A 22,554-nucleotide genomic window follows, 5' to 3' on the forward strand; every position below is an offset into this window, starting at 1 on the left:
CCGAGACACCACCATCCAGCCAGGCACCGCACACGCTGTCGTAGACCACCGAGAACTCCGAAGTGGTCATCGGCTCGGGTGCGGAGCAAGACCGAACAGCTGACGTCCAACCCGACGTGAGTACACAAGGATTGCCCTCGCGTGGCCGCGTCACACCCGAATTCGGATGAACGCGCCCGGGGGCCCGAGGAGACTACGTGGCCGATCAAAGCCCACCCGAAGATGTACAGAACGCGAACGTGGGAGGTCTGGAGGACGCCGACTCGGTGTCGTCTGCGGAACTCGACGCGGGATCGTCGGGGCAACCCGACACCATCGAGCTGCCCACCAGGTTGCGCGTTCACGCACTGGCCAAGATTCTGGGCGTCACCAGCAAGCAACTGCTCGTCACCCTGGGTGAGCTCGGAATCGAAGCGCGCAGTGCGCAGTCGAGTCTGAGCCGCGACGTCGCAGAGTCCGTTCGAGATTCGGTCAACAGCCCTGCTGCACCGACGGTCGATGTCTCGCTTGCCGAACAGAACGAGCCGAGCGCCTCGGGAGAGGTAGCCTCCTCGGAGGTGACCGCCGCCGAGTCACCTGCTGCCGGGGCTCCGTGGTCCGAGCCGCAGTTGTTCACCAGCGCGCCTGCGCCGGAGCCCGAGGCAGCGCAGCCCACTGCAGCCACGTTCGCCACTCCGCTGTTTCTGCAGCCCGCCGCCGTCGATTCGGCAGCACCCGAGTCTGCGGAGTCACCGGCAGAGCCCCCCGCCCGTCGTCGACGCAGCCGCAAGGCCGCGCCGAAGGGCGAGGGTGCGAACACCGACAGCAACGAGCCCGTGGCGTCCGTCGATACCACTTCGTCGGCACCCCAAGCATCCGGGATCGCCGCACCCGAGGCCTCTACTCCCGACGCCTCGACCCCCGACGCTTCTACTCCCGACACCTCGTCGGCCGGCCGCTCGACTTCGTCGGAGTCCGACGAGTCGACCGCGTCCGAGAGCTCGGGCGACGGCGACGGGGACGGGGACGGGGACGGGGATCAGTCCCAGCCTCGGCGACGTCGGCGTGGCCGCCGTGGCCGTGGCCGAGGCCGCGGCGAACAGTCTTCCGACGACAATTCGAGCGACGAGAACTCGGGCGACGATTCCGAGGGCACCGGCACCGACAGCGCGTCCGCCGATTCGGGAGATACAGAGTCGTCCGACGGTGCCGATGCGGATTCCGAAGAGTCGTCTGCGAGCGATGACCAGCAGTCGGGCTCGGGCAGGCGCTCGCGTCGATCACGTACCCGCAACCGCGGCGCGGACCGGTCGAACTCCGACTCGAACGATTCCTCGGACGACACGCGCGCTGCTGATTCCTCGGCCGATGACAGCGACGACGACTCGGATTCGTCTGCCCAGTCCAACCTCGACGACTCCGACAACGGTGATTCCGAAGGAGACGGCTCGAGCCGTCGTCGCCGCCGTCGTCGCCGTCGCAAGACCGGAGCCGAGGCAGCGGCCGAGGGCGCGTCGTCCGAGGACGATCCGCCCAACACAGTCGTGCACGAGCGGGAGCCGCGGAACAAGAGCCGAGCCCCCCGAGACGAAGTTCAGGGCATCACCGGTTCGACTCGTCTCGAAGCCAAGCGTCAGCGTCGCCGCGACGGGCGCGACGCCGGTCGTCGTCGTCCGCCGATTCTGACCGAGTCCGAGTTCCTGGCGCGACGTGAATCCGTCGACCGCGTCATGGTCGTGCGGGAGAAGGCCACCCCCGAGCATCCGCTGACCACACAGGTTGCCGTGCTCGAAGACGGGGTGCTCGTGGAGCACTTCGTCACCAGCAGTGCCACCGCCTCGATGGTCGGCAACGTCTACCTGGGTCGTGTCCAGAACGTTCTGCCCAGCATGGAGGCAGCGTTCATCGACATCGGCCGTGGCCGCAACGGTGTTCTGTACGCCGGCGAGGTCAACTGGGACGCCGCCGGACTCGGCGGGAACTCGCGAAAGATCGAGCAGGCTCTCAAGCCCGGCGATCAGGTTCTCGTCCAGGTCAGCAAGGATCCGGTAGGGCACAAGGGTGCCCGCCTGACGACGCAGCTCTCGCTCGCAGGACGCTTCCTCGTCTACGTTCCCGGTGGTAGCTCCACCGGGATCAGCCGCAAGTTGCCCGATACCGAGCGCAAGCGTCTGAAAGAGATCCTCCGAGAGATCGTGCCTGCCGAGGCGGGTGTCATCATCCGGACCGCGGCAGAGGGCGTCAGCGAGGAAGAACTCGCACGCGACGTGACTCGGCTGCAGGCGCAGTGGGCCAGCATCGAGGAGCGTTCGGCCAACGCCGAAACCGGCAAGGGCGTGCAACCGCAGACGCTCTACGAAGAGCCCGACATGCTCGTCAAGGTCATCCGGGATCTGTTCAACGAGGACTTCTCCACGCTCGTCATCGAGGGCGACAAGGCATGGACGACGACGTCGAACTACGTCGAGACCGTGGCACCGGACATGATGCAGCGGCTACAGCGGTACGAGACCAACGGCAGTTCGGTCGACGTCTTCGCTGCGCACCGTATCGACGAGCAGCTGGCGAAGGCCCTCGATCGCAAGGTCTGGCTTCCCTCGGGCGGCACCCTGGTGATCGATCGCACCGAGGCGATGACCGTCGTCGACGTCAATACCGGTAAATTCACCGGTTCGGGCGGCAATCTCGAAGAGACCGTCACCCGCAACAACATCGAGGCTGCCGAAGAAGTCGTCCGACAGATGCGTCTGCGCGACATCGGCGGCATGATCGTCGTCGACTTCATCGACATGGTGCTCGAGTCCAACCGCGATCTGGTGCTGCGGCGACTGACCGAGGCATTGGGGCGCGACCGCACCCGCCACCAGGTGTCGGAGGTCACTTCGCTCGGGCTGGTGCAGATGACGCGAAAGAAGCTCGGCACCGGCCTCGTAGAGGCGTTCTCCACCACGTGCGAGCACTGCCAGGGTCGCGGAATAGTGGTGCATCCGTTCCCCATCGACGCCAAGCCGGACAACGACGGCGGTCGCTCGAACTCGTCCCGCTCGGAGTCGAGCAACTCGGGCACGGGCAGCAGGCGTCGACGGGGCAAGGACAACAAGGCCGACGGAAACGACGGCAACGACGGCAACGAGCGCAGCTCCTCCAACGCGTCGACCGGTTCCGCGGACAGCCACGATCACCCAGTGGTCGATCCGTCGATCAAACGGGCACACCCCGTCGCCCTGGCGATGGCGGCGCATCATGACGAGGTGGTGGCGGACGTCAGCCCAGCTGATGTCGAGACATCGCCTGCCAGTGCGAGCACCGACTCCGACACCGTCGTCACGGTCGTCTCCGCCGACGAGGTGGACGTTGCCACGGCTGCAGTGGGCGATGCAGAGGCCGACGGTGTTCCTGCAGCCGAGGTGACGGAGCCTGCGGTGGAGCAGCCCGCTGCCGAGCCGTCCGTCCAGGTCGAGCCGGAGCTGCCGAAGGCTCGTCGTGGTCGCCGGGTGGCTCGCAAGGCCGCTGCGCCGACCAGCGTGGCTCCGGATGCCGGGGTGGTTCTCGTCGTACCGGCCACCGACAACACCGGCGACGACGGCTCTGCCGATGCGACGGGGGTGGCCGATGCCGAGGTGTCGCAGCCTCTGACGTCGGCAGCCGAGCAACCGGTCGAGCCGGTTGAGGTGCCTGCGGTACGTCCTCCCAGGCGGCGTGCAGCAGCGCGGCCGGCGGGCCCGCCGGTGGACATCGATGCCTAGCAGAACAGGCAGTTTGACCCTGGCCGTCTCTCTGCCGTAACCTTGATAAGTCGCTCCCGGTGACACCGTTCTGCTGTGCCGTAGTGGCTCTACAGAGTCAACGGTTCTCGAGCGGGCCGAGATTATCGTGATCTCGGCCGGCCGATAGGGAGCAAGCAAACACGTAACACCAGACCAGTCGTGGTGCCATGCGCAACGCGAGCAAGTTCGAAGAAGCAAGGGGTAGCCCTCCGATGGCAACGTACGCGATCGTCAAGACCGGCGGAAAGCAGTACAAGGTCGCTGTTGGTGACCTCGTCAAGGTCGAGAAGATCGAGGGAGCGCCCGGCACTGCTGTCTCGCTTGCTCCGGTCCTCGTCGTAGACGGATCCGACCTGACCACAGATGCAGACAAGCTGGCGAAGATCTCGGTCGCCGGTGAGATCGTCGAGCAGACCAAGGGCCCGAAGATCCGCATCCACAAGTTCAAGAACAAGACCGGATACCACAAGCGTCAGGGACACAGGCAGAAGCTCACTGTCCTCAAGGTCACCGGCATCAAGTAACCAGGTCTCACCGGACCCGCGGTCTTTTCAGCTGATTCACCCCGAGGAGGGTATGCAACATGGCACACAAGAAGGGCGCATCGAGCTCCCGTAACGGTCGCGACTCGAACGCTCAGCGCCTCGGCGTCAAGCGCTTCGGCGGCCAGACCGTAGGCGCAGGCGAGATCCTGGTTCGCCAGCGCGGCACTCACTTCCACCCCGGCGTCAACGTCGGCCGTGGCGGCGACGACACCCTGTTCGCACTCGCCGCAGGCGCAGTCGAGTTCGGTGCCAAGCGCGGACGCAAGACCGTGAACATCGTTCCGGTCGCTGTAGAGGCCTAGTCCTTCTGCAGCGCTCGCGCCACGATGGACCGACAGAATAGACAACTATTCGAGTGGGACATCCACGGCGTACGTTCATAGTTCCCGATAGGGGCGGACCAGGGTCATGAGACCGGTCCGCCCCTATCGCTTTTTTCTCCCGCTTTTTCTTTCAGAAAGGATCGAAGACAGCTATGTCACGATTCATCGACCGCGTGGTGCTGCACGTCAGCGCCGGCAAAGGTGGCAACGGCTGCTCTTCGGTTCACCGCGAAAAGTTCAAGCCTCTCGGTGGCCCGGACGGTGGAAACGGGGGACAGGGCGGCGGAGTCGTCTTCGTCGTCGACTCCAACGTTCACACGTTGCTCGACTTCCACTTCTCCAGCCATGCCAAGGCCGGCAACGGAACTCAGGGCATGGGCGGCAACCGTGAGGGTGCAAACGGCGAGGACCTGATCCTCAAGGTTCCCGACGGCACGGTCGTGCTCGACAAGAAGGGCACCGTACTCGCCGACATGATCGGTGAGGGAACACGTTTCGATGCGGCACCGGGTGGACGCGGTGGCCTCGGCAACGCAGCGCTCGCGTCCAAGGCTCGTCGTGCGCCCGGTTTCGCCCTGCTCGGCGAAGAGGGTATCGAGCGCGAGCTCGTCCTCGAGCTCAAGTCCGTGGCCGATGTCGGTCTCGTGGGATTCCCATCGGCCGGTAAGTCGTCGTTGGTCTCGGTGCTGTCCGCAGCGAAGCCGAAGATCGCCGATTACCCCTTCACGACGCTGGTTCCCAACCTCGGTGTCGTGTCGAGCGGAGACACCACGTTCACCGTCGCCGACGTGCCCGGTTTGATCCCAGGTGCCAGTCAGGGTCGAGGTCTGGGTCTCGACTTCCTCCGCCACCTCGAGCGGTGCGCGGTGCTCGCGCACGTCGTCGACTGCGCCACACTGGATCCGGGCCGCGATCCGATTTCCGACGTCGACGCTCTCGAAGCCGAATTGGCCGCCTACAAGCCGGCTCTGTCCGGAGACGCCAGCCTCGGCGATCTCGCCGATCGGCCCCGCATCGTGGTGTTGAACAAGGCCGATATTCCCGAGGGTGCCGAGCTCGCCGAGATGGTCACCGCAGAGTTCGAGTCGCGTGGCTGGCCGGTCTTCACCATCTCCGCAGTGACTCGCGCCGGTCTCAAGCCGTTGACCTTCGCCTTGGCGAAGCTCGTCGAGGACTACCGCACTGCCCATCCGGCGCCGGAGCCACGGCGTCAGGTACTGCGTCCGGTCGCCAAGAACGACGACAGCTTCAAGGTCGTCAAGGATCCGGATATCCCGGACGGCTTCATCGTTCGAGGTATCCGCCCAGAGCGCTGGGTGCGTCAGACGCAGTTCACCAACGACGAAGCCGTGGGCTATCTCGCGGATCGGCTGGCCCGGCTGGGCGTCGAGGATGAGTTGATCAAGGCCGGCGCTCAGCCCGGTGCGTCGGTCACGATCGGCGAGGTCTCGTTCGACTGGGAGCCGCAGACTCCGGCCGGTGTCGAGATAACCATGACCGGCCGCGGTACCGACGCCCGACTCGATCAGGTCGAGCGCATCGGTGCATCCGAACGTAAGCATGCCCGCCAGGTACGTCGCGGGCTCGATTCCGAACAGGAGTAGTCGTGGTGTCGGTGCGTGAATCCGATCTGCCCGAAGCGGCTCTCACCGGTACCCGTCGCACGATTGCCGACGCAAAGCGCATCGTGGTCAAGATCGGCTCCTCGGCGCTGACCAGTCTCGACACAGGCCTCGATCTGGGTCGACTCGACCTGCTCGCCGACGCCATCGAGTCGCGGATGCGCAGCGGAACCGACGTGGTGGTCGTATCGTCCGGAGCGATCGGTGCCGGCATGGCACCGCTCGGGCTCACCCGCCGCCCGCACGATCTCGCGACCAAGCAGGCTGCGGCAAGCGTGGGGCAGCTCGCCCTGGTCAACGCGTGGAGCTCGTCCTTCCACCGGTACGGGCGCACCGTGGGTCAGGTGCTGCTGACAGCCGAGGACATCGCACGTCGGACCAATCACCGCAACGCCCAGCGCACGTTGGATCGACTGCGCTCACTCGGTGCCGTCGCCATCGTCAACGAGAACGACACCGTCGCCACCGCCGAGATCCGCTTCGGTGACAACGATCGCCTCGCGGCTCTGGTGGCACACCTCGTCGGCGCAGACGCACTGTTCCTGCTCTCGGATGTGGACGGGTTGTACGACGGAGATCCCCGCAAGGGCAGCGCAACACTGATTCCAGAAGTCACCAGCCCGGAGGACCTCGACGGCGTGGTTGCCGGGTCTGGGGGAGCGCTGGGCACCGGCGGAATGGCGTCCAAGCTGTCCGCTGCGCGTCTCGCGGCCGACGCGGGTGTTCCCGTGCTGTTGGCTGCTGCGTCCGACGCCGCACACGCGCTGACGACGTCGGAGGTGGGTACTGCCTTTGCCGCCAGGCCGACGCGGTTGTCCGCTCGGAAGTTCTGGGTTCGCCATGCCGCAGATGCTGCGGGTGAACTGCACCTCGACGCGGGTGCCGTGCGAGCGGTCGCGGAGCGGCGGCGGTCGCTGTTGTCCGCAGGTATCACCTCGGTGACGGGATCGTTTCACGGCGGAGACGTGGTCTCGCTCGTCGATCACGACGGTGAGCTGATCGCTCGTGGGGTCGTTGCGTACGACTCGGGGGAGTTGGCCGGGATGCTCGGGCGGTCGACGGGGGAGCTCGCCGCAGAGCTACAACGCCCGGTGGTTCACGCAGACGACCTGGTCCCTGCCTGATCGAGCAGATCGGCCAGCGCACTCGCTGTTTCCGAACAGCCCGAATCCGTTGTGAGGGTGGCGAATTCGTCTCCACGAGTGGTTCCGCGATTGACGATGACGATGGGTTTGCCGGTTTTCGACGCGTGTCTGACGAAACGCAGGCCCGACATGACGGTGAGCGAGGACCCGAGTACCAGTAGGGCCTCGCTTCGGTCGACGAGATCGTAGGCTTCGGCGACGCGTGGTTTGGGCACACTCTCGCCGAAGTAGACGATGTCGGGTTTGAGTATGCCGGAACATGATTCGCAGTCGACCATGCGGAAGTGTTCGGTAGAGGAGATGATCGCGTCGGCGTCGGGAGCGATTTCGACGCCGTCCGCTGGTGCAACCGATTCGAGGAAGCCGGGATTGGCACGATCGAGTCTTCGAGCCAACTCGAACCGCGAGATCAACCGTTCGCAGTTCAGGCAGCGAACTCTGGCGTAGACGCCGTGCAGGTCGATGACATTGCGGCTACCTGCTTTGGTGTGCAGCATGTCGACGTTCTGGGTGATGACTCCGGTGACGACACCGGCGCGTTCGAGCCTGGCGAGGGCTCGGTGTCCGTCGTTGGGTACCGCTGCATCCATATGTCGCCAACCGACGTGGTTGCGGGCCCAGTAGTGCCGCCGGAACTCGGCGTCGCCGATGAACTGCTGGAACGTCATCGGGTTGCGGGGCGGTGACTGGGGACCTCGATAGTCCGGGATGCCCGAGTCGGTCGACATACCAGCTCCGCTGACGACGGTGATGGTCTTTCCGTCGAGCAGAGAGGTCAGTTGCCTCACTGTGGCCGCGGACTCGGGGAGTGCATTCACTCTGTCCAGAATAGCGAGCGATCGCAGTGCCGGCACGAACCGACGAGAACGGCCCGCACGGACGCCTGAGCGTCGGTGCGGGCCGTTCTGGAACAGCGGTGTTACGCGGGTACCTCTACGAGGGGGTACACGCCGTTCTCGTCGTGTGTCTCGCTGCCGACGACGGGAGGGTTGAACACGCACAGCATGCGCATCTGGGTACGAACCTCCACGGTGTGGCGCTCGTGACCGTTGAGCAGGTACATCGAGCCGGCACCGAGCTCGTAGGTTTCCCCGGTCTCACGATCGGTCAGTGTGCCCTCGCCCTCGATCAGCCAGACGGCCTCGACGTGATTGGCGTAGTGAAAATTGTTCACCGTGCCGGCCTTGATCGTGGTCTCGTGGAACGAGAATCCAACCTTGTCGCCGCCGAGGATGATCCTCTTGCTCTGCCAGTTACCGTCCTCGGCCGAGATGTCGCGGTCGGTTCCGGTGATCTCCTGGGTGGTGCGAACGATCATGCGATGTCCTCCTTCGATATCGGTGGTTGCGAGCAGGATTCTCTAGGAGAGAACCTTTGCAACAGCACTTTCGAGAATGTCGAGGCCGCGATCGAGCTCGTCCATCGTCGTGGTCAACGGTGGGAGCAGCTTGACGACCTCGTCCTTCGGTCCCGCGGTCTCGACGAGCAAGCGCTCGTCGTAGGCCAGCTGGGAGACCTTGTTGGCCAGTTCGGCGTCTTCGAAGACCAGGGCCTGCACCATGCCGCGACCGCGGGTGGAGATGCCGTCGAACTTGGCGCACAACTTGATGAAGCGATCCTGAATGTGCTCGCCCTTGGCGAGGATCTCCTTCTCGAAGGCGTCGTCGGACCAGTAGTGGTCGATGGCCGCCTTCGCAGTGACGAACGAGGGGTTGAAGCCGCGGAAGGTGCCGTTGTGCTCACCCGGCGACCACACGTCCAGCTCGGGCTTGAACAGCGTCAGCGCCAGCGGCATGCCGTATCCGCCGATCGACTTGGACAACGTGACGATGTCCGGGGTGATGCCGGCTTCCTCGAACGAGAAGAACTGGCCGGTGCGTCCGCAGCCCATCTGCACGTCGTCGACGATCAGCAGGATCTCGCGACGCGAGCAGAGCTCGGCCAGAGCGCGCAGCCACTCGGGACGCGCGACGTTGATGCCGCCCTCACCCTGGATGGTCTCCACGATCACTGCCGCGGGGCGGTTGAATCCGCTGCCCGAGTCGTCCAGAACGCGCTCGAACCACTGGAAGTCCTCGGTGACGCCGCCGAAGTAGTTGTCGTAGGGCATCGGGGTGGTGTGCACCAACGGGATTCCGGCGCCAGCTCGCTTCATCGAGTTGCCGGTGACCGACAGCGCGCCGAGTGTCATGCCGTGGAAAGCGTTGGTGAAGTTGATGATTGCCTCGCGGCCGGTGACCTTGCGGGCCAGCTTGAGTGCAGCCTCGACGGTGTTGGCACCTGTCGGTCCGGGGAACTGAACCTTGTAGTCCAGGCCGCGGGGATCGAGGATGTTCTTCTTGAACGACTCGAGGAATTCGCGCTTGGCCACGGTGGACATGTCGAGTGCGTGGGTGATTCCGTCACCGGTGATGTAGTCGACCAGCGCGCTCTTGATCATGTCGTTGTTGTGACCGTAGTTCAGTGCGCCTGCGCCACCGAAGAAGTCGAGGTAGTCGTTGCCGTTCTCGTCGGTGATGACCGAGTTCTTCGCGGTGGAGAACACGGCGGGCCACTGGCGGCTGTAACTGCGCACCTCCGACTCGACGGTCTCGAACACATCGGGCTTCTCTGTTGTGCCAGTCTTCTTTTCGGTCATGTTCTGAATGTTCCTTTCATAATCCCGCGAAGCGTCGTGGCCGACGGTGTAGAGCTCCTCGGCTTCGTGGCTATCAGGGAAATCGTTGGGCGAGAACAATTCCGACCTGACGATGTCGGTGCCTCGCTTACGCGCAAGGCTCGTGAAGGTTGCGATGGACGCTTCGTTGTCCGGGCTGATCGTCGTTTCGAGATGCGTGATGCCTTGGGGCTCGAGGCGGTCGAGCAGCTCCATCAGCATGCGACCGGCAAGTCCCTTGCCGCGTTGGTCCGCATCGACGGCGACCTGCCACACGAACAGTGTGCGCGGGGCGTCTTGGCGGATGTATCCGGTGACGAAACCGACTGCGCGGCCGTCGATATCGGATACGACAGTGGTGGCAGCGAAATCGCGGCACCATAATACGTACGAGTAGCTGGAATTGAGATCCAGAACTCGCGAATCTCTCGCGATCTCCCAGAGCCGGACTCCGTCTGAGATCTTGGGCTTACGGAACTTCACTGCGTCCGGCGCAGTGAGCGGGGTACCTCTCAGCAATGCAGGCTTCATAGGAAATACAAACGTAACAACGTTGCCGAGGCATATCGAGTGCAGACGGAAATCGACCCCCGAAACGGACATGCTTCCCCTGGTTAACCGGACAATGTGATTCTAGTCACATGTTTGTGACCCGGCTGGCTGTACCCAATGTTTCCGAAGTCAAACCACGAATCGACGAAAACGCTACTTCGGCGTGGCGAGCGCGAACGGAAGCACGGCGTCTGCGCCTGCTGCCCGCAGAGCGGATGTCGCGCACGTGAACGTCCACCCGGTGTCGGTCAGCAGGTCGATCAGCAGAATCGGTCCTGTGACGGACGATACGTCGGGAACCTCCCAGGAGTCCACCAGCCCGGCCACCCGGAATGCCGAATTGGCCGCCGATACCGGCGGGTGACCGGGTCTGACCTGCATGACACCGAGATCGCTCAATTTTCCGACCGTGGCCAATCGTGCGGCAATCGAACGAACCAGCTGCGGATGAGTGGGGGAGTCCAGGGCCAGAACAGCAGTCGGTCGCTCTTTCCAATCCCAGTTGGCGAGCACCGAGATGCATGCCTTTTCGAGCGGATCGGTGGCTGGAGCATCAGGTGCATCGAAAAGTGCGCGTAGGCGGCTGCCCCAGCCGAGGTCGGTGAGTCGACCCAGGACTCGGCCGGGCTCGTGCTGGTCGGCGATCTTGCCCGAGAGCGATACGCCCAGTTTCTTCATCCCACTCGGCCACTGCTTTCGTGGTTGCAAGTCGAGGCCGGGCCGGTCCAGCCGGGCCCTCGCCGAGTCGACCGAGGCCGAGTCGACCGAGGCGGAAAGGTATTCGCCTGTGCAGTTGTCGCAGCGTCCGCACCGATCGGCTTCACTACCCGGTGCGCCCAGGTCGGGGTCGTCGAGTTGTCTGCGCAAGAACTCCATCCGGCAGCCGTCGGTGCTCTGGTAGTCGATCATGGCTTGCTGTTCGCGGTCTCTGGCTTGCTCGAGACGCTCGTAGCGGGCCGCGTCGTACGTCCACTGCTCGCCGGTTGCCATCCAGCCGCCGCGAACGCGACTGACAGCGCCGTCGACGTCGAGGACCTTCAGCACCATCTCGAGCCTGCTGCGATTGAGTTCGACCAGGGGCTCCAGTGCCTGTGTCGACTGTGCCTTGTCGGTGTTCAGGGCATCGATGACCTGTCGAACCAGATGTTCGCGGGGGAACGCGACGGAGGCGAAGTAGCTCCAGATCTGCCGATCCTCGTGACCCGGGAGCAGCACCACATCGGCTCGCTCGGTGGCGCGGCCTGCGCGACCGACCTGCTGGTAGTACGAAATCGGCGACGACGGTGCCCCCATGTGCACGACGAACCCGAGATCGGGCTTGTCGAATCCCATCCCGAGAGCAGATGTGGCGACGAGAGCTTTGACCCGGTTGGCCAGTAGGTCGCCCTCGAGAGATTCGCGCTCGGTCGGGTCCGTCTGACCGGTGTACGACGCTACGACGTGACCCTGGTCGGTCAGCAGAGCCGCGAGGTCTTTGGCCGCCGACACCGTGAGGGTGTAGATGATTCCCGAACCGGGCAGCGTCTTCAGATGGTCGCCGAGCCACGCGGCCCGCTCGGTCGCGTTGTCGATCTTCACCACCGCCATGCGGAGCGAGTCTCGTGCGAGCCCGCCGCGCAAGACCAGTGTGTCGCCGCCGCCGACGCCCAGTTGAGCAGCGACGTCGTCGACCACGCGGTCGTTTGCCGTGGCAGTGGTGGCGAGCACCGGGATGCCGTCGCGGAGCTCGGCGATCAGAGTGCGGATACGTCGATAGTCGGGTCGAAAGTCGTGTCCCCAGTCGGAGACGCAGTGAGCCTCGTCGACCACCACGAGGCCGGCATCCCCGGCCAGCGACGGCAACACCTGGTCGCGGAAGTCGGGGTTGTTCAACCGCTCGGGACTGACCAGCAGCACGTCTAGTTCGCCGGAGGCGACCTGCTGATGAATGTCGTCCCATTCGGTCATGTTCCCGGAGTTGATCGTGGCCGCCCGGACGCCTGCGCGCTCGGCCGAGGCGACCTGGTTGCGCATCAGCGCCAACAGAGGGGAGACGATGACCGTCGGGCCCAGGCCCTGGGCACGAAGCAGTTTTGCGGCGATGAAGTAGACGGCGGATTTTCCCCAGCCTGTTCGCTGCACCACCAAAGCGCGTCGACGGTGCACGACCAACGCCTCTATTGCTGTCCACTGGTCGTCCCGAAGCACTGCATCGGGGCCGGCGAGCTCGCGCAGCAACCTTTCGGCGTCGTCGCGCAAGTTGCTCGCGGTCGTGTGCGCTGCTGTCGTCATGGTGTCCATCGTGCAGCATCGGTACGACACAGAACGGAACCGGTGACAAGCAACTCGACCGGCCCGCCGGCTCCGCTCATGCCTGGCTGACGCGAACCATATTTCCGGCGGGGTCACGGAATGCCGCGTCACGAGCGCCCCACGGCTGGCTCGTGGGTTCCTGCAGAATTTCGGCGGTGCCTGCCGTCCGAATCCTCTCGAACGCGGCGTCGAGGTCTTCGGCGCGGAAGAGCAGGCCCGGCAGTTCGCCCTTGGCGAGCAGGGCCGACATCTGATCGCCGAGCTCCTGCGAACGGCCCGCGTGCGGCTGCGACAACACGATCTCGATCTCGGGTTGATCGTTGGGAGACAGCGTGATCCAGCGGTAGCCGTCATTGGCGACCTCGCTCTTGACCTCGAGTCCGAGGGCATCTCGATAGAACGCCAGCGAGGTATCGGGGTCGTCGGTGTAGACGTGTACGTGGCTCAGTGAAAGTGTCATGGGGACAGGCTAGGACGCCCCGATTGCCGATGCTTCTTCGATTCTGCTCGGTTCGGCGGCGGTGACGGCAGTGCCGCCCCGCATCGGCCGGCCCAGAACCATGGCCCTGCAGCTCGGCACCGCCTGGCTGTCACGGTGATCACGGGCGCGGTAGGCGCTGGGTGTCTCTCCGACGATCTCGGTGAACCGCGAGCTGAAAGACCCGAGACTGGTACACCCCACTGCGAAGCACGCTTCGGTGACGGTGACATCGCCGCGGCGCAGCAGGGCCTTGGCACGCTCGATCCGCCGCGTCATCAAGTGTGCGTACGGCGTCTCGCCGTAGGCCTCGCGGAAGCGCCGGCTGAAGTGCGCCGTGGACATCAGTGCCGTTCGGGCCAGTGTCGGCACGTCCAGAGGTTCGGCGAATTCGCGATCCATCCGGTCGCGTGCGTGGCGGAGCAGGGTGAGTTCTTTCAGGTCCGGGGCGTTCATGAGCCGGCCGCGTCACGGAGTGCGTCGATGTTCTCTCGGGTACCCGAGGATGCGCTCGCTCCGGGTCGTGTGGCAGCGAAAGCTCCGGCAACGCAGGCCCATTCGACCGCACGTCGCGGACCGGAGGGCCAGGACGCGGCCAACGCTCCGGCAAATGCATCCCCGGCACCGGTGGTGTCGACCGCCTCGACGCGTGGTGCCGAGACCTCGAACGATTCCGGTCCGCGGTATCGAGCGCCTCGCGCGCCGAGCGTCGTGATCACGTGTGGCACCGCGTCTGCTCGGTGGTCGAGACGAGCCTCCTCGGCTTCGTTGACCACGAGCACGTCGGTGGTTGCCAGGAGCGCGTCGGGCAAGTCCTGTACCGGTGACGGGTTGAGCATGGTGACCACGCCGCGAGAGCGTGCGTACTCGAACGCGGCGACTACGGTATCGAGAGGAATTTCCAACTGGCACAGAAGAATATCGGCGTCGGCGATGGTGGAGCGGTCGTCGTCGGTGAGGCGGCGAACGCCACCGTTCGCGCCGGGGACGACGACGATGCTGTTCTCGGCATCGTCGTCGACCGTGATGGTGGCGATGCCGCTCGGGCCTGCAGCCGTACGCAGTGCGCTGTCGTCGACGCCCGCACTCGTGAGCGTGTGGCGCAGTGTTTCTCCGAATTCATCGTCTCCGACCGCGCCGATGAAGGAGACCGTTGATCCCGCTTTGGCGGCAGCGATGGCTTGATTGCCACCCTTACCGCCGGAGGCGGTGGTGAACGACGACCCCAGCACCGTTTCGCCCGGAACCGGCAGCGACGGGGTGCGGGTGATCAAATCCATGTTGATGCTGCCGAGAACGACGATGCGGGGGTTCGAGGCGGACACGAACGAACTCTAACGTGCCTCGTCGTTCCACTCGATCCGAATTGCCAATTGCAGATTGTTGACAATCCGAATTCGGTGGGTGACGATGGCACGCATGACAGCGTCGACTCGCACTCACCTCAGCCCGGCACTCAAGCAGGCGACCCCGATCGTCGTCGATCACGGAAAGGGCAGCTGGATCATCGGTACCGACGGGCGCAAGTACCTCGACTTCACCACCGGAATCGGCGTCACCAGCACCGGGCACTGCCATCCTCGCGTAGTCGAGGCTGCTCGCGAGCAGGTAGGCAAGATCATCCACGCGCAGTACACGACCGTCATGCATCAACCGCTGCTCGCGTTGACCGACAAGTTGGGCGACGTGTTGCCTGCCGGGATCGACAGTGTGTTCTATGCCAACTCCGGCTCCGAGGCCGTCGAGGCGTCGATTCGGCTGGCGCGCATGGCGACCGGGCGTCCCAATATCATCGCGTTCCACGGGGGTTTCCATGGCCGCACGGTGGCGGCCGCATCGTTGACCACCGCCGGCACCAAATTTCGCTCCGGTTTCTCGCCGATCATGGGTGGGGTTCACATCGCTCCGTTCCCGTACGCCTTTCGGTACGGCTGGGACATGGACACCGCAATCGCCTTCGCGCTCAAAGAACTCGACTATCTGCTGATGACGATGTCCAGCCCCGCCGATACCGCCGCGTTCATCATCGAACCGGTTCTCGGTGACGGCGGCTACCTGCCCACACCGCCGGAGTTTCTCGAAGGACTGCGCGAGCGCGCCGACAAGCACGGGATCGTCCTGATCGTCGACGAGGTGCAAGCGGGAGTCGGGCGCACCGGAAAGTTCTGGGGGTACCAGCACTCGTCGATCACGCCCGACATCATCATCACCGCGAAGGGGCTCGCCAGCGGATTCCCGATCTCGGCCATCGCGGCATCGACGGAGCTGATGAGCAAGGCATGGCCGGGTTCTCAGGGTGGAACCTACGGCGGCAATGCCGTCGCTGCTGCGGCCGGCGTCGCTACCCTCGACGTCGTGCGCGAGGAGGGGCTGGTTGCCAACGCAGCCAAGCAGGGCGAGGTTCTGCTCGACGGTCTGCTCGCACTGAAGGCAGAGCACGCGGCCATCGGCGATGCGCGCGGACTGGGCTTGATGCAGGCGCTCGAATTCGTCGACCATGCAGGTAATCCCGATGCCGCGGCAGCGCTGCGCGTGCAGCAGGGTGCTATCGACGAAGGACTGTTGTTGCTCACCTGCGGCGCGCTGGGCAACGTCGTCCGAATCATCCCTGCACTGGTGGTGAGCGACGACGAAATGCGTCAGGGCATCGATGCGCTGTCGCGAACGCTGAAGAACGTGCTGTGACGTCTGTCGACCTTCGATCCGAGGTTTCCGCACTCGTGCAGCGAGTGCGGGAGCTGGGGATCGACATCGACGACTCGTCGCGGCGTCTCGCCGAGTACTCCTACGACGCCTCGAACTACCGAATTCCGCCTGCTGCTGTCGTCTTCCCTCGCAGCGCCGACGACGTGGCGACCGTGGTGGCGCTCTGCACCGGTGCCGGAGTCGCTGTCATCGGACGCGGCGGCGGTACGTCGATGGCGGGCAACGCGATCGGCCGCGGCTTCGTGCTCGACTTCTCCCGGCACATGAACCGGGTCGTCTCGGTGGACACCGACTCTCGGACTGCCGTCGTGGAACCGGGAATCGTGATCTCGGAATTGCAGCGCGAACTGGTCGCACGCACGTCGGGGGCGTTCACGTTCGCCCCCGACCCGTCCAGCAAGACCCGCGCCACCGTCGGCGGGGCAGTGGGCAACGACGCCTGCGGAAACCACTCGGTGCGCTACGGACGAACATCGGACCACACGGTGGCCATGGACGTGGTGACGGCCGAGGGGCATCTGCTCCGGGTGACCCGTACCGGTGTGTCGGCGGTGCACCCCGAGAATGCAGCGGCAGTTCTTACCGCCGAACGCATTTCGGGAGAACTACGCTCGCTGGCGGCCGACAACCTGGCGCTGTTCAGAGTCGAGCTGGGCCGAATCCCGCGACAGGTCTCCGGATTTCATCTCTCGCATCTACTACCCGAGAACGGGTTCGACGTCGCTCGTGCGCTCGTCGGCAGCGAGGGCACGTGTGCGGTGATCGTGTCGGTCACCGTCGGCGTCGTGCCGGTACCGCCCGCTGCTCTGCTGCTCTGTCTCGGATACGACGACGTGGTGGCCGCTGCAGCCGATGTCATGTCGATTCTGGAGTTCTCCCCGGCCGCCGTCGAAGGCATCGATGACAACATCGCGCAGACGATGGAGTTTCGACGTGGTCCCGAATCCGTTCGTCAGTTGCCGGCAGGTAATGCTTGGCTCTACGTGGATCTCGACGGTGCCGACATGGCCGAGGTGCAGGACAAGGCAGCACGGCTGCTCGAGGCCCTCGACGGTCTCGGGCGGGTCAAGGAAGGACGGATCGTCACCGACCCCGCCGATCGGACAGCGCTGTGGCGGGTTCGCGAAGACGGTGCAGGACTGGCGACCCGCCTGGCCAGCGGGGTCGAGTCCTGGGGCGGCTGGGAGGACGCCGCCGTGGCACCCGAGAACCTGTCGGCCTACCTCGCCGATCTCAATTCCCTTCTCGCCGAGCACGATCTGACCGGTGTCATGTACGGACACTTCGGCGCTGGGTGCATGCACGTGCGCATCACATTCGATCAGCGCACCGATGCCGGCCGGCGGGTGATGTACGACTTCCTGCGCGCCGCTGCGCGGGTGGTCGTCAAGCACGGCGGCAGTCTGTCGGGCGAGCACGGTGACGGCCGGGCACGCTCGGAATTGCTGCCGGTGATGTATTCGCCCCGCATGCTCGACGCCTTCGCACGGTTCAAGCGAATTTGGGACCCGCAAGGAATCCTCAACCCGGGGTCGATCACCGAGCCCGAGCCGATGATGGACAACCTGATGCTGCAGGACATTCCGCAGCGGGAATGGAAGACGACCTTCGATCTGCACCAGATCGGAACGCGAGCAGACCTGGATCCGTTCGTACACGCGACTCAATCGTGCGTCGGTGTCGGCAAGTGCCGCACGGCGTCGGGAGGCGTCATGTGCCCCAGCTTCCGCGCTACGGGCGACGAAAAGGATTCGACTCGTGGCCGAGCCCGGGTGCTGCAGGAGATGGTGCGCAGTTCGCCGACCGTCGCCGACGGGTGGGCATCGAAGGACGTGGCGGAGTCACTCGACCTGTGCCTGTCGTGCAAGGCCTGCTCGTCGGACTGCCCGGTCGGGGTGGACATGGCGACGTACAAATCGGAGTTCCTCGATCATCACTACGCGGGTCGGCTGCGGCCGCTTTCGCACTACTCGCTGGGGTGGTTGCCTCGATGGCTGAAGGTGACCCAGCGAACAGCGCCGCTGCTCAATCGATTGCTCAGCCCACGGATCGCGGGGCTCGCGGCTCGGCTCGGCGGGTTGACGAGCGAGCGGGCATTGCCTCGTTTCGCGTCGGCGAAGGAACTGGCGAGCGCGGTGCGCATCGGCGGTGGGCGCGAGTCCGACGTCGTCCTGATCGTCGATACGTTCACACAGGGATTTCGTCCGGAGGTCGCCGGCGCCGCGCAGCGCGTCCTCGAAGACTCGGGCCGCAGCACCGAATGCCGGACCGACGTCTGCTGCGGCCTGACCTGGATTTCGACGGGGCAGCTGAAGACCGCACGCAAGCAACTCACGAAAGCCGTTGCCGCCCTGGACGACGGTACCGATCGGCCGATCGTCGTCACCGAACCGAGCTGTGCCGCAGCATTCCGCAAGGACATGCCGGAGCTGGTTCCCACGGCAGCCGCGAAGAGGGTTGCGGCGCGGATACAGAGCTTCGCGGGGGCGATCATCGATCAGGCCGCGGCGGGGTGGGTGCCGTCGGGAGAGGTTCCAGCGTCGGTGACGGTGCAGACCCACTGCCACGAGTACGCGGTATTCGGAAACGCCACGCAGCGCTCAGCATTGGCCTCCGTCGGTATCGAGGCAGTACGCGAGGCCACCGGATGCTGCGGCGTGGCAGGAAATTTCGGCTTCGAGAAGCGTCATTACGAGCTCAGCATGGACGTTGCCGAACAAGCCCTGGCCCCGGCAATCCGTGACGCCGAGCCCGACACTCCGATTCTGACCGACGGCTTCAGCTGCCACATGCAGGTGCGCCAACTCACCGGTGACCTCACGAGCGACGCGTCGGTGCACTTGGCGCAGATACTCGACCCACGTTCGACGAAAGGATCGCGGCAATGACTGCCAGCTCGACCACCAGCCTCACTCGTCCCACCATCACAGCCCCCACGGACTTGTTCATCGGAGGTGCCTGGACCGCTGCGGCGTCGGACGCCCGGTTCGAGGTGATCGACCCTGCCAGCGGCGAGGTGATCGCCAGGGTTGCCGACGGCGGCGTCGCCGAGGCCGAGAACGCCATGGCAGCCGCGGTCGACGCTGCCGCCGAGTGGGCCGCGACCGCACCCCGTGCGCGCAGCGAAATCCTCCGCAAGGCATACGAATTGATCATGTCGAGGTCGGAGGAACTTGCCGAGATCATCACCGCGGAGATGGGCAAGCCGCTGGCCGACGCCCGAGGCGAGGTGGCCTACGGCGCGGAGTTCTTCCGCTGGTTCTCCGAGGAGGCGGTGCGCATCTCGGGTGATCACACCCTCACCGGAGACGGCAAGAACCGCATCGTGGTCACCCGAGCACCGGTCGGACCGTGCATCCTCGTCACTCCGTGGAACTTTCCTCTGGCCATGGGAACTCGCAAGATCGGTCCGGCACTGGCCGCAGGATGCACCGTCGTGTTCAAGCCGGCCGAGCAGACGCCGCTGACCGCACTTGCCCTGGCCGGGATTCTTCAGGAGGCCGGTGTGCCGGCGGGTGTGGTGAACGTGGTGACCACTACCGACGCGTCGGGAGTCGTGGGCTCGTGGATGAGCAGCGGTGCGGCCCGCAAGATCAGCTTCACCGGATCCACGGCGGTCGGAAAGATCCTGCTCGAGCAGGCTGCTTCGACGGTGATGCGCACCTCGATGGAACTCGGCGGCAACGCACCCTTCGTCGTCATGGACGATGCAGATCTCGGCCGCGCGGTGGATGGGGCCATGGTCGCCAAGATGCGCAACATGGGTGAGGCCTGCACCGCAGCCAATCGATTCTTCGTGCACCGCAGTGTCGTAGCGCAGTTCGCGGAGAAGCTGGCCGATCGAATGGGAGCCTTGACCGTGGGTCCCGGTAGCGCGCACGGCACCGAGGTGGGTCCGCTGATCGACGACGCGGGCCGCTCGAAGGTGCAGAGGCTGGTCGACGATGCACGCGGGCGCGGTGCGCGGGCGATCGTCGGGGGAGAGGCACCGGACGGACCCGGCTACTTCTATCCACCGACTGTCCTCTCGGATGTGGACCCGGCGTCCGATCTGATGTCGCAGGAAATTTTCGGCCCGGTGGCGGCGATCGTTCCGTTCGACACCGAGGACGAGGTGGTCGCTCTTGCCAACGACACCGAATGGGGCCTCGTCGGATACGTCTTCACCCAGGATATCGACCGGGCCCTGCGGATGGGGGAGCGGCTGGAGGTGGGCATGGTCGGCCTCAACACCGGACTGGTATCGAATCCGGCGGCACCGTTCGGCGGCGTCAAGCAGTCCGGGCTCGGCCGCGAGGGCGGAAAGGTCGGAATCGACGAGTTCCTGGAATACAAGTACTTCGCCATTCCCCGAGGCTGAGAAAGGCTTTCGATCATGCCCAATTCGAGACGTTTGACACCCATAGACGCACGCAATACGTCGATGGTGATCGCCGACCAGATTCGAGACCGCATCATCGACGGGTCCTACGCCCCGGGGGAGCAGATCAACGAGGCCAACGTCGCTGCAGAACTGGAGATCTCGCGCGGGCCGGTGCGTGAAGCTCTGCAGCGCCTCAATCAGGAGGGGCTACTCGACAGCTACCGAAACCGGGGTGTCTTCGTCGTCGAACTCAGCAGTGAGGACGTTGCCGAGATATACGAGGCCCGCGCCGCGATCGAGGTCGGTGCGGCGTGGACCCTGGTGCACGGCGACCGAGCCCGGTTGACGAAGACGGCCGACGAGCTCTCGGCCATCGTGGCGCAGATGCAGCCGTTCATCGACCGGGCGGATTGGCGGGGTCTGGCCGAACGGGACCTCGCTTTTCACACCGCTCTCGTCGGGGCCACTCGCAACAGCCGGATGTCGCGGATGTACGCCACGCTCGCCGCGGAGGCGCGTATCTGTATGGGAAACCTCGAAACCGCCTACTACCGCCCCGAAGCATTGGTGGAGGAGCACCAGCTGATCGTCGATCTTCTGCTCGGTTCCGACTGGGACGCACTGGAGAAGGGCGTGCACGAACACATGGATACGGCCATCCACGATCTGACCCGAGCGATGGTCGAGGAACAGGCCGAGCACTCGGCACTGGCCACTCCGGGATAGATCGCCCCGGCAACACAGCATTTACATCCGAAGTGTTGCGTACCTCCTGCAGTAGCGCTTAGCCTGATTGTCAACAATCTACTAAATCGACATCTCTGAAGGGGGTGCCCGTGAACGATTCATCCGACGTCACGTACGTCACTGCACTTGGACCGGACGACGCTGCAGGACGGGCCGCTCCCGGCCTGGCTCGGTACCCCGACGTACCGAACAGCACGCCGATCACGTTCACCGACGGGGAGTACGCCACCCGACTCGCTGCCGTGCGTGAGCGCATGGCGTCGCAGAACCTGACGGCGCTCATCGTCACCGATCCCGCGAACCTCTACTACCTGCTCGGCTACAACGCGCTGTCGTTCTACACCCCGCAGATGCTCTACGTGCCGCTCGAAGGCGAGATGTACTTCTTTGCTCGCGAGATGGATGCCAACGGCGCGTTCCGCACGTCGTGGCTGCCCCAGGATCGGACGTTCGGCTACCCGGAGACGTTCGTGCAGCGCAAGGACACTCATCCGTTCGTCTGGGTTGCCGCCAAGCTGCGCGAACTGGGGCTGGTGAACAATTTCGAGCACGGCCAGGTGGGTCTCGAGATGGACTCGTACTACTTCAGCCCCAAGGCGTTCGAGGCACTGGTGAAGTCTCTACCCGAATATCGCTTCACCGACTCCTACGAACTCGTCAACTGGGTGCGAGTGGTGAAATCTGCGGCGGAGATCGCGCTCATGCGCGGTGCCGCCGAGGTGTGCGAATCGGCGATGTCGGCTGCCTATCAGGCAATCTCGGTCGGGGAGCGACAGTGTGACGCGGCTGCGGCGATCATGAACGCGCAGGTGCGCGGCACCGCGCACTTCGGCGGCGATCATCCTGCCATCGTGCCGATGCTGCCCACCGGGGCCGGAGCCGACACCCCGCATCTGACGTGGTCGGATCAGTCGTTCATCCGCGGCGAGACCACCGTCATCGAATTGGCGGGTGTCTTCCGGCGCTATCACATACCGATGGCACGTACTATCGTGCTCGGAAAGCCAAGTCCGCGTTTGGATTACCTGGCGAAGTCCACTGGGGAAGCCTTGAACGAGGTGCTCGCGATCGTGCGGGCCGGCGTGACCGCGACCGATCTGGCGCAGGTATGGAACGCCAGCCTGGCCAAGCACGGACTGCACAAACCGTCGCGCATCGGCTACTCGATCGGCATCGCGTACGCCCCCGACTGGGGCGAGCGCACCGTGAGCCTGCGGACCGACGACGAGACGGTGCTCGCCGAGAACATGACGTTCCACGTCATCGGCGGAATGTGGATGGACGACTACGGATACGAGGTGTCCGAGGCCGTCCGCGTGACCGAGACCGGCGTCGAAACCTTCACCGCGTACCCCCGAGAACTACTGACGAAGGAGTGA

General features: G+C 64.9%; 17 protein-coding genes and 1 pseudogene. 10 read left to right on the forward strand and 8 right to left on the reverse strand.

Annotated features, from left to right (window positions below; genetic code table 11):
• The first annotated feature begins 197 nt into the window (after positions 1-197).
• The 5 genes from RHODMAR_RS13440 to proB all read left to right on the forward strand — a co-directional run bounded on the left by RHODMAR_RS13440 (position 198) and on the right by proB (position 7,360).
• Positions 198-3,725 (forward strand): translation initiation factor IF-2 N-terminal domain-containing protein, encoded by a 3,528-nt coding sequence (locus RHODMAR_RS13440; RefSeq protein ID WP_157226095.1) that lies wholly within the window; start codon positions 198-200, stop codon positions 3,723-3,725.
• A gap of 233 nt (positions 3,726-3,958) precedes the next feature.
• Positions 3,959-4,270 carry a 50S ribosomal protein L21 gene (gene rplU / locus RHODMAR_RS13445; protein WP_008715375.1) on the forward strand — a complete coding sequence of 104 codons (312 nt, stop codon included), beginning with the start codon at positions 3,959-3,961 and terminating at the stop codon, positions 4,268-4,270.
• A gap of 59 nt (positions 4,271-4,329) precedes the next feature.
• Positions 4,330-4,593, forward strand: a complete 264-nt coding sequence (gene rpmA / locus RHODMAR_RS13450; RefSeq protein WP_008715377.1) for a 50S ribosomal protein L27 — start codon at positions 4,330-4,332, stop codon at positions 4,591-4,593.
• A gap of 173 nt (positions 4,594-4,766) precedes the next feature.
• A complete protein-coding gene (gene obgE / locus RHODMAR_RS13455) occupies positions 4,767-6,218 on the forward strand; it encodes a GTPase ObgE (protein ID WP_008715379.1) in 1,452 nt (483 codons plus the stop codon).
• 26 nt (positions 6,219-6,244) lie between these two features.
• Entirely contained in the window at positions 6,245-7,360 is a 1,116-nt protein-coding gene (gene proB / locus RHODMAR_RS13460) for a glutamate 5-kinase (RefSeq protein WP_042939126.1), read from the forward strand.
• Here proB and RHODMAR_RS13465 read toward each other — a convergent pair.
• The 8 genes and pseudogenes from RHODMAR_RS13465 to RHODMAR_RS13495 all read right to left on the reverse strand — a co-directional run bounded on the left by RHODMAR_RS13465 (position 7,333) and on the right by RHODMAR_RS13495 (position 14,684).
• Positions 7,333-8,169 carry a Sir2 family NAD-dependent protein deacetylase gene (locus RHODMAR_RS13465; RefSeq protein ID WP_442970053.1) on the reverse strand — a complete coding sequence of 279 codons (837 nt, stop codon included), beginning with the start codon at positions 8,167-8,169 and terminating at the stop codon, positions 7,333-7,335. The two genes, proB and RHODMAR_RS13465, sit on opposite strands and share 28 nt — an antisense overlap.
• Before the next feature lie 131 nt (positions 8,170-8,300).
• On the reverse strand, positions 8,301-8,699 hold the full coding sequence (locus tag RHODMAR_RS13470; protein ID WP_008715385.1) for an ectoine synthase: 399 nt from the start codon (positions 8,697-8,699) through the stop codon (positions 8,301-8,303).
• Between the two features lie 42 nt (positions 8,700-8,741).
• Positions 8,742-10,019: a diaminobutyrate--2-oxoglutarate transaminase gene (gene ectB, locus RHODMAR_RS13475; protein ID WP_042939129.1), complete on the reverse strand. Its 1,278-nt coding sequence runs from the start codon at positions 10,017-10,019 to the stop codon at positions 8,742-8,744.
• 51 nt (positions 10,020-10,070) lie between these two features.
• Positions 10,071-10,640 (reverse strand): annotated as a pseudogene (gene ectA / locus RHODMAR_RS29105) (diaminobutyrate acetyltransferase); the annotation flags it as partial.
• A 102-nt stretch (positions 10,641-10,742) separates the two neighbouring features.
• Positions 10,743-12,860: a RecQ family ATP-dependent DNA helicase gene (locus RHODMAR_RS13480; protein ID WP_008715389.1), complete on the reverse strand. Its 2,118-nt coding sequence runs from the start codon at positions 12,858-12,860 to the stop codon at positions 10,743-10,745.
• 76 nt (positions 12,861-12,936) lie between these two features.
• Complete coding sequence (locus RHODMAR_RS13485) at positions 12,937-13,341, reverse strand: VOC family protein (RefSeq protein ID WP_008715391.1); 405 nt, start codon at positions 13,339-13,341, stop codon at positions 12,937-12,939.
• Positions 13,342-13,350: 9 nt separating this feature from the next.
• The gene (locus RHODMAR_RS13490; protein ID WP_008715392.1) at positions 13,351-13,815 is read right to left on the reverse strand and encodes a helix-turn-helix transcriptional regulator; all 465 of its coding nucleotides are present in this window, start codon (positions 13,813-13,815) and stop codon (positions 13,351-13,353) included.
• Complete coding sequence (locus RHODMAR_RS13495) at positions 13,812-14,684, reverse strand: ribokinase (protein ID WP_008715394.1); 873 nt, start codon at positions 14,682-14,684, stop codon at positions 13,812-13,814. Before RHODMAR_RS13495 ends, RHODMAR_RS13490 begins: the two co-directional genes overlap by 4 nt.
• A gap of 94 nt (positions 14,685-14,778) precedes the next feature.
• Here RHODMAR_RS13495 and RHODMAR_RS13500 point away from each other — a divergent pair, with 94 nt between their 5' ends.
• The 5 genes from RHODMAR_RS13500 to RHODMAR_RS13520 all read left to right on the forward strand — a co-directional run bounded on the left by RHODMAR_RS13500 (position 14,779) and on the right by RHODMAR_RS13520 (position 22,554).
• The gene (locus RHODMAR_RS13500) at positions 14,779-16,044 is read left to right on the forward strand and encodes an aspartate aminotransferase family protein (RefSeq protein WP_008715396.1); all 1,266 of its coding nucleotides are present in this window, start codon (positions 14,779-14,781) and stop codon (positions 16,042-16,044) included.
• Positions 16,041-18,953: an FAD-binding and (Fe-S)-binding domain-containing protein gene (locus tag RHODMAR_RS13505; protein WP_008715399.1), complete on the forward strand. Its 2,913-nt coding sequence runs from the start codon at positions 16,041-16,043 to the stop codon at positions 18,951-18,953. Before RHODMAR_RS13500 ends, RHODMAR_RS13505 begins: the two co-directional genes overlap by 4 nt.
• The gene (locus RHODMAR_RS13510) at positions 18,950-20,425 is read left to right on the forward strand and encodes an NAD-dependent succinate-semialdehyde dehydrogenase (protein ID WP_008715402.1); all 1,476 of its coding nucleotides are present in this window, start codon (positions 18,950-18,952) and stop codon (positions 20,423-20,425) included. Before RHODMAR_RS13505 ends, RHODMAR_RS13510 begins: the two co-directional genes overlap by 4 nt.
• A 15-nt stretch (positions 20,426-20,440) precedes the next feature.
• The gene (locus RHODMAR_RS13515) at positions 20,441-21,154 is read left to right on the forward strand and encodes a GntR family transcriptional regulator (protein ID WP_008715404.1); all 714 of its coding nucleotides are present in this window, start codon (positions 20,441-20,443) and stop codon (positions 21,152-21,154) included.
• Between the two features lie 221 nt (positions 21,155-21,375).
• Positions 21,376-22,554, forward strand: coding sequence for a M24 family metallopeptidase (locus RHODMAR_RS13520; protein ID WP_042939132.1), 1,179 nt, complete (start codon positions 21,376-21,378; stop codon positions 22,552-22,554).

This window comes from Rhodococcus sp. AW25M09, assembly GCF_000333955.1.
GTDB lineage: Bacteria > Actinomycetota > Actinomycetes > Mycobacteriales > Mycobacteriaceae > Rhodococcoides.

Bases quoted from the DNA above. Each gene is read 5' to 3' on its own strand.
- RHODMAR_RS13500 (WP_008715396.1), top strand. From the start codon at position 14,779: ATGACAGCGTCGACTCGCACTCACCTCAGCCCGGCACTCAAGCAGGCG.
- RHODMAR_RS13470 (WP_008715385.1), bottom strand. From the start codon at position 8,699: ATGATCGTTCGCACCACCCAGGAGATCACCGGAACCGACCGCGACATC.
- obgE (WP_008715379.1), top strand. From the start codon at position 4,767: ATGTCACGATTCATCGACCGCGTGGTGCTGCACGTCAGCGCCGGCAAA.
- RHODMAR_RS13480 (WP_008715389.1), bottom strand. From the start codon at position 12,860: ATGACGACAGCAGCGCACACGACCGCGAGCAACTTGCGCGACGACGCC.
- RHODMAR_RS13510 (WP_008715402.1), top strand. From the start codon at position 18,950: ATGACTGCCAGCTCGACCACCAGCCTCACTCGTCCCACCATCACAGCC.
- rplU (WP_008715375.1), top strand. From the start codon at position 3,959: ATGGCAACGTACGCGATCGTCAAGACCGGCGGAAAGCAGTACAAGGTC.
- RHODMAR_RS13515 (WP_008715404.1), top strand. From the start codon at position 20,441: ATGCCCAATTCGAGACGTTTGACACCCATAGACGCACGCAATACGTCG.
- rpmA (WP_008715377.1), top strand. From the start codon at position 4,330: ATGGCACACAAGAAGGGCGCATCGAGCTCCCGTAACGGTCGCGACTCG.
- ectB (WP_042939129.1), bottom strand. From the start codon at position 10,019: ATGACCGAAAAGAAGACTGGCACAACAGAGAAGCCCGATGTGTTCGAG.
- RHODMAR_RS13485 (WP_008715391.1), bottom strand. From the start codon at position 13,341: ATGACACTTTCACTGAGCCACGTACACGTCTACACCGACGACCCCGAT.
- RHODMAR_RS13490 (WP_008715392.1), bottom strand. From the start codon at position 13,815: ATGAACGCCCCGGACCTGAAAGAACTCACCCTGCTCCGCCACGCACGC.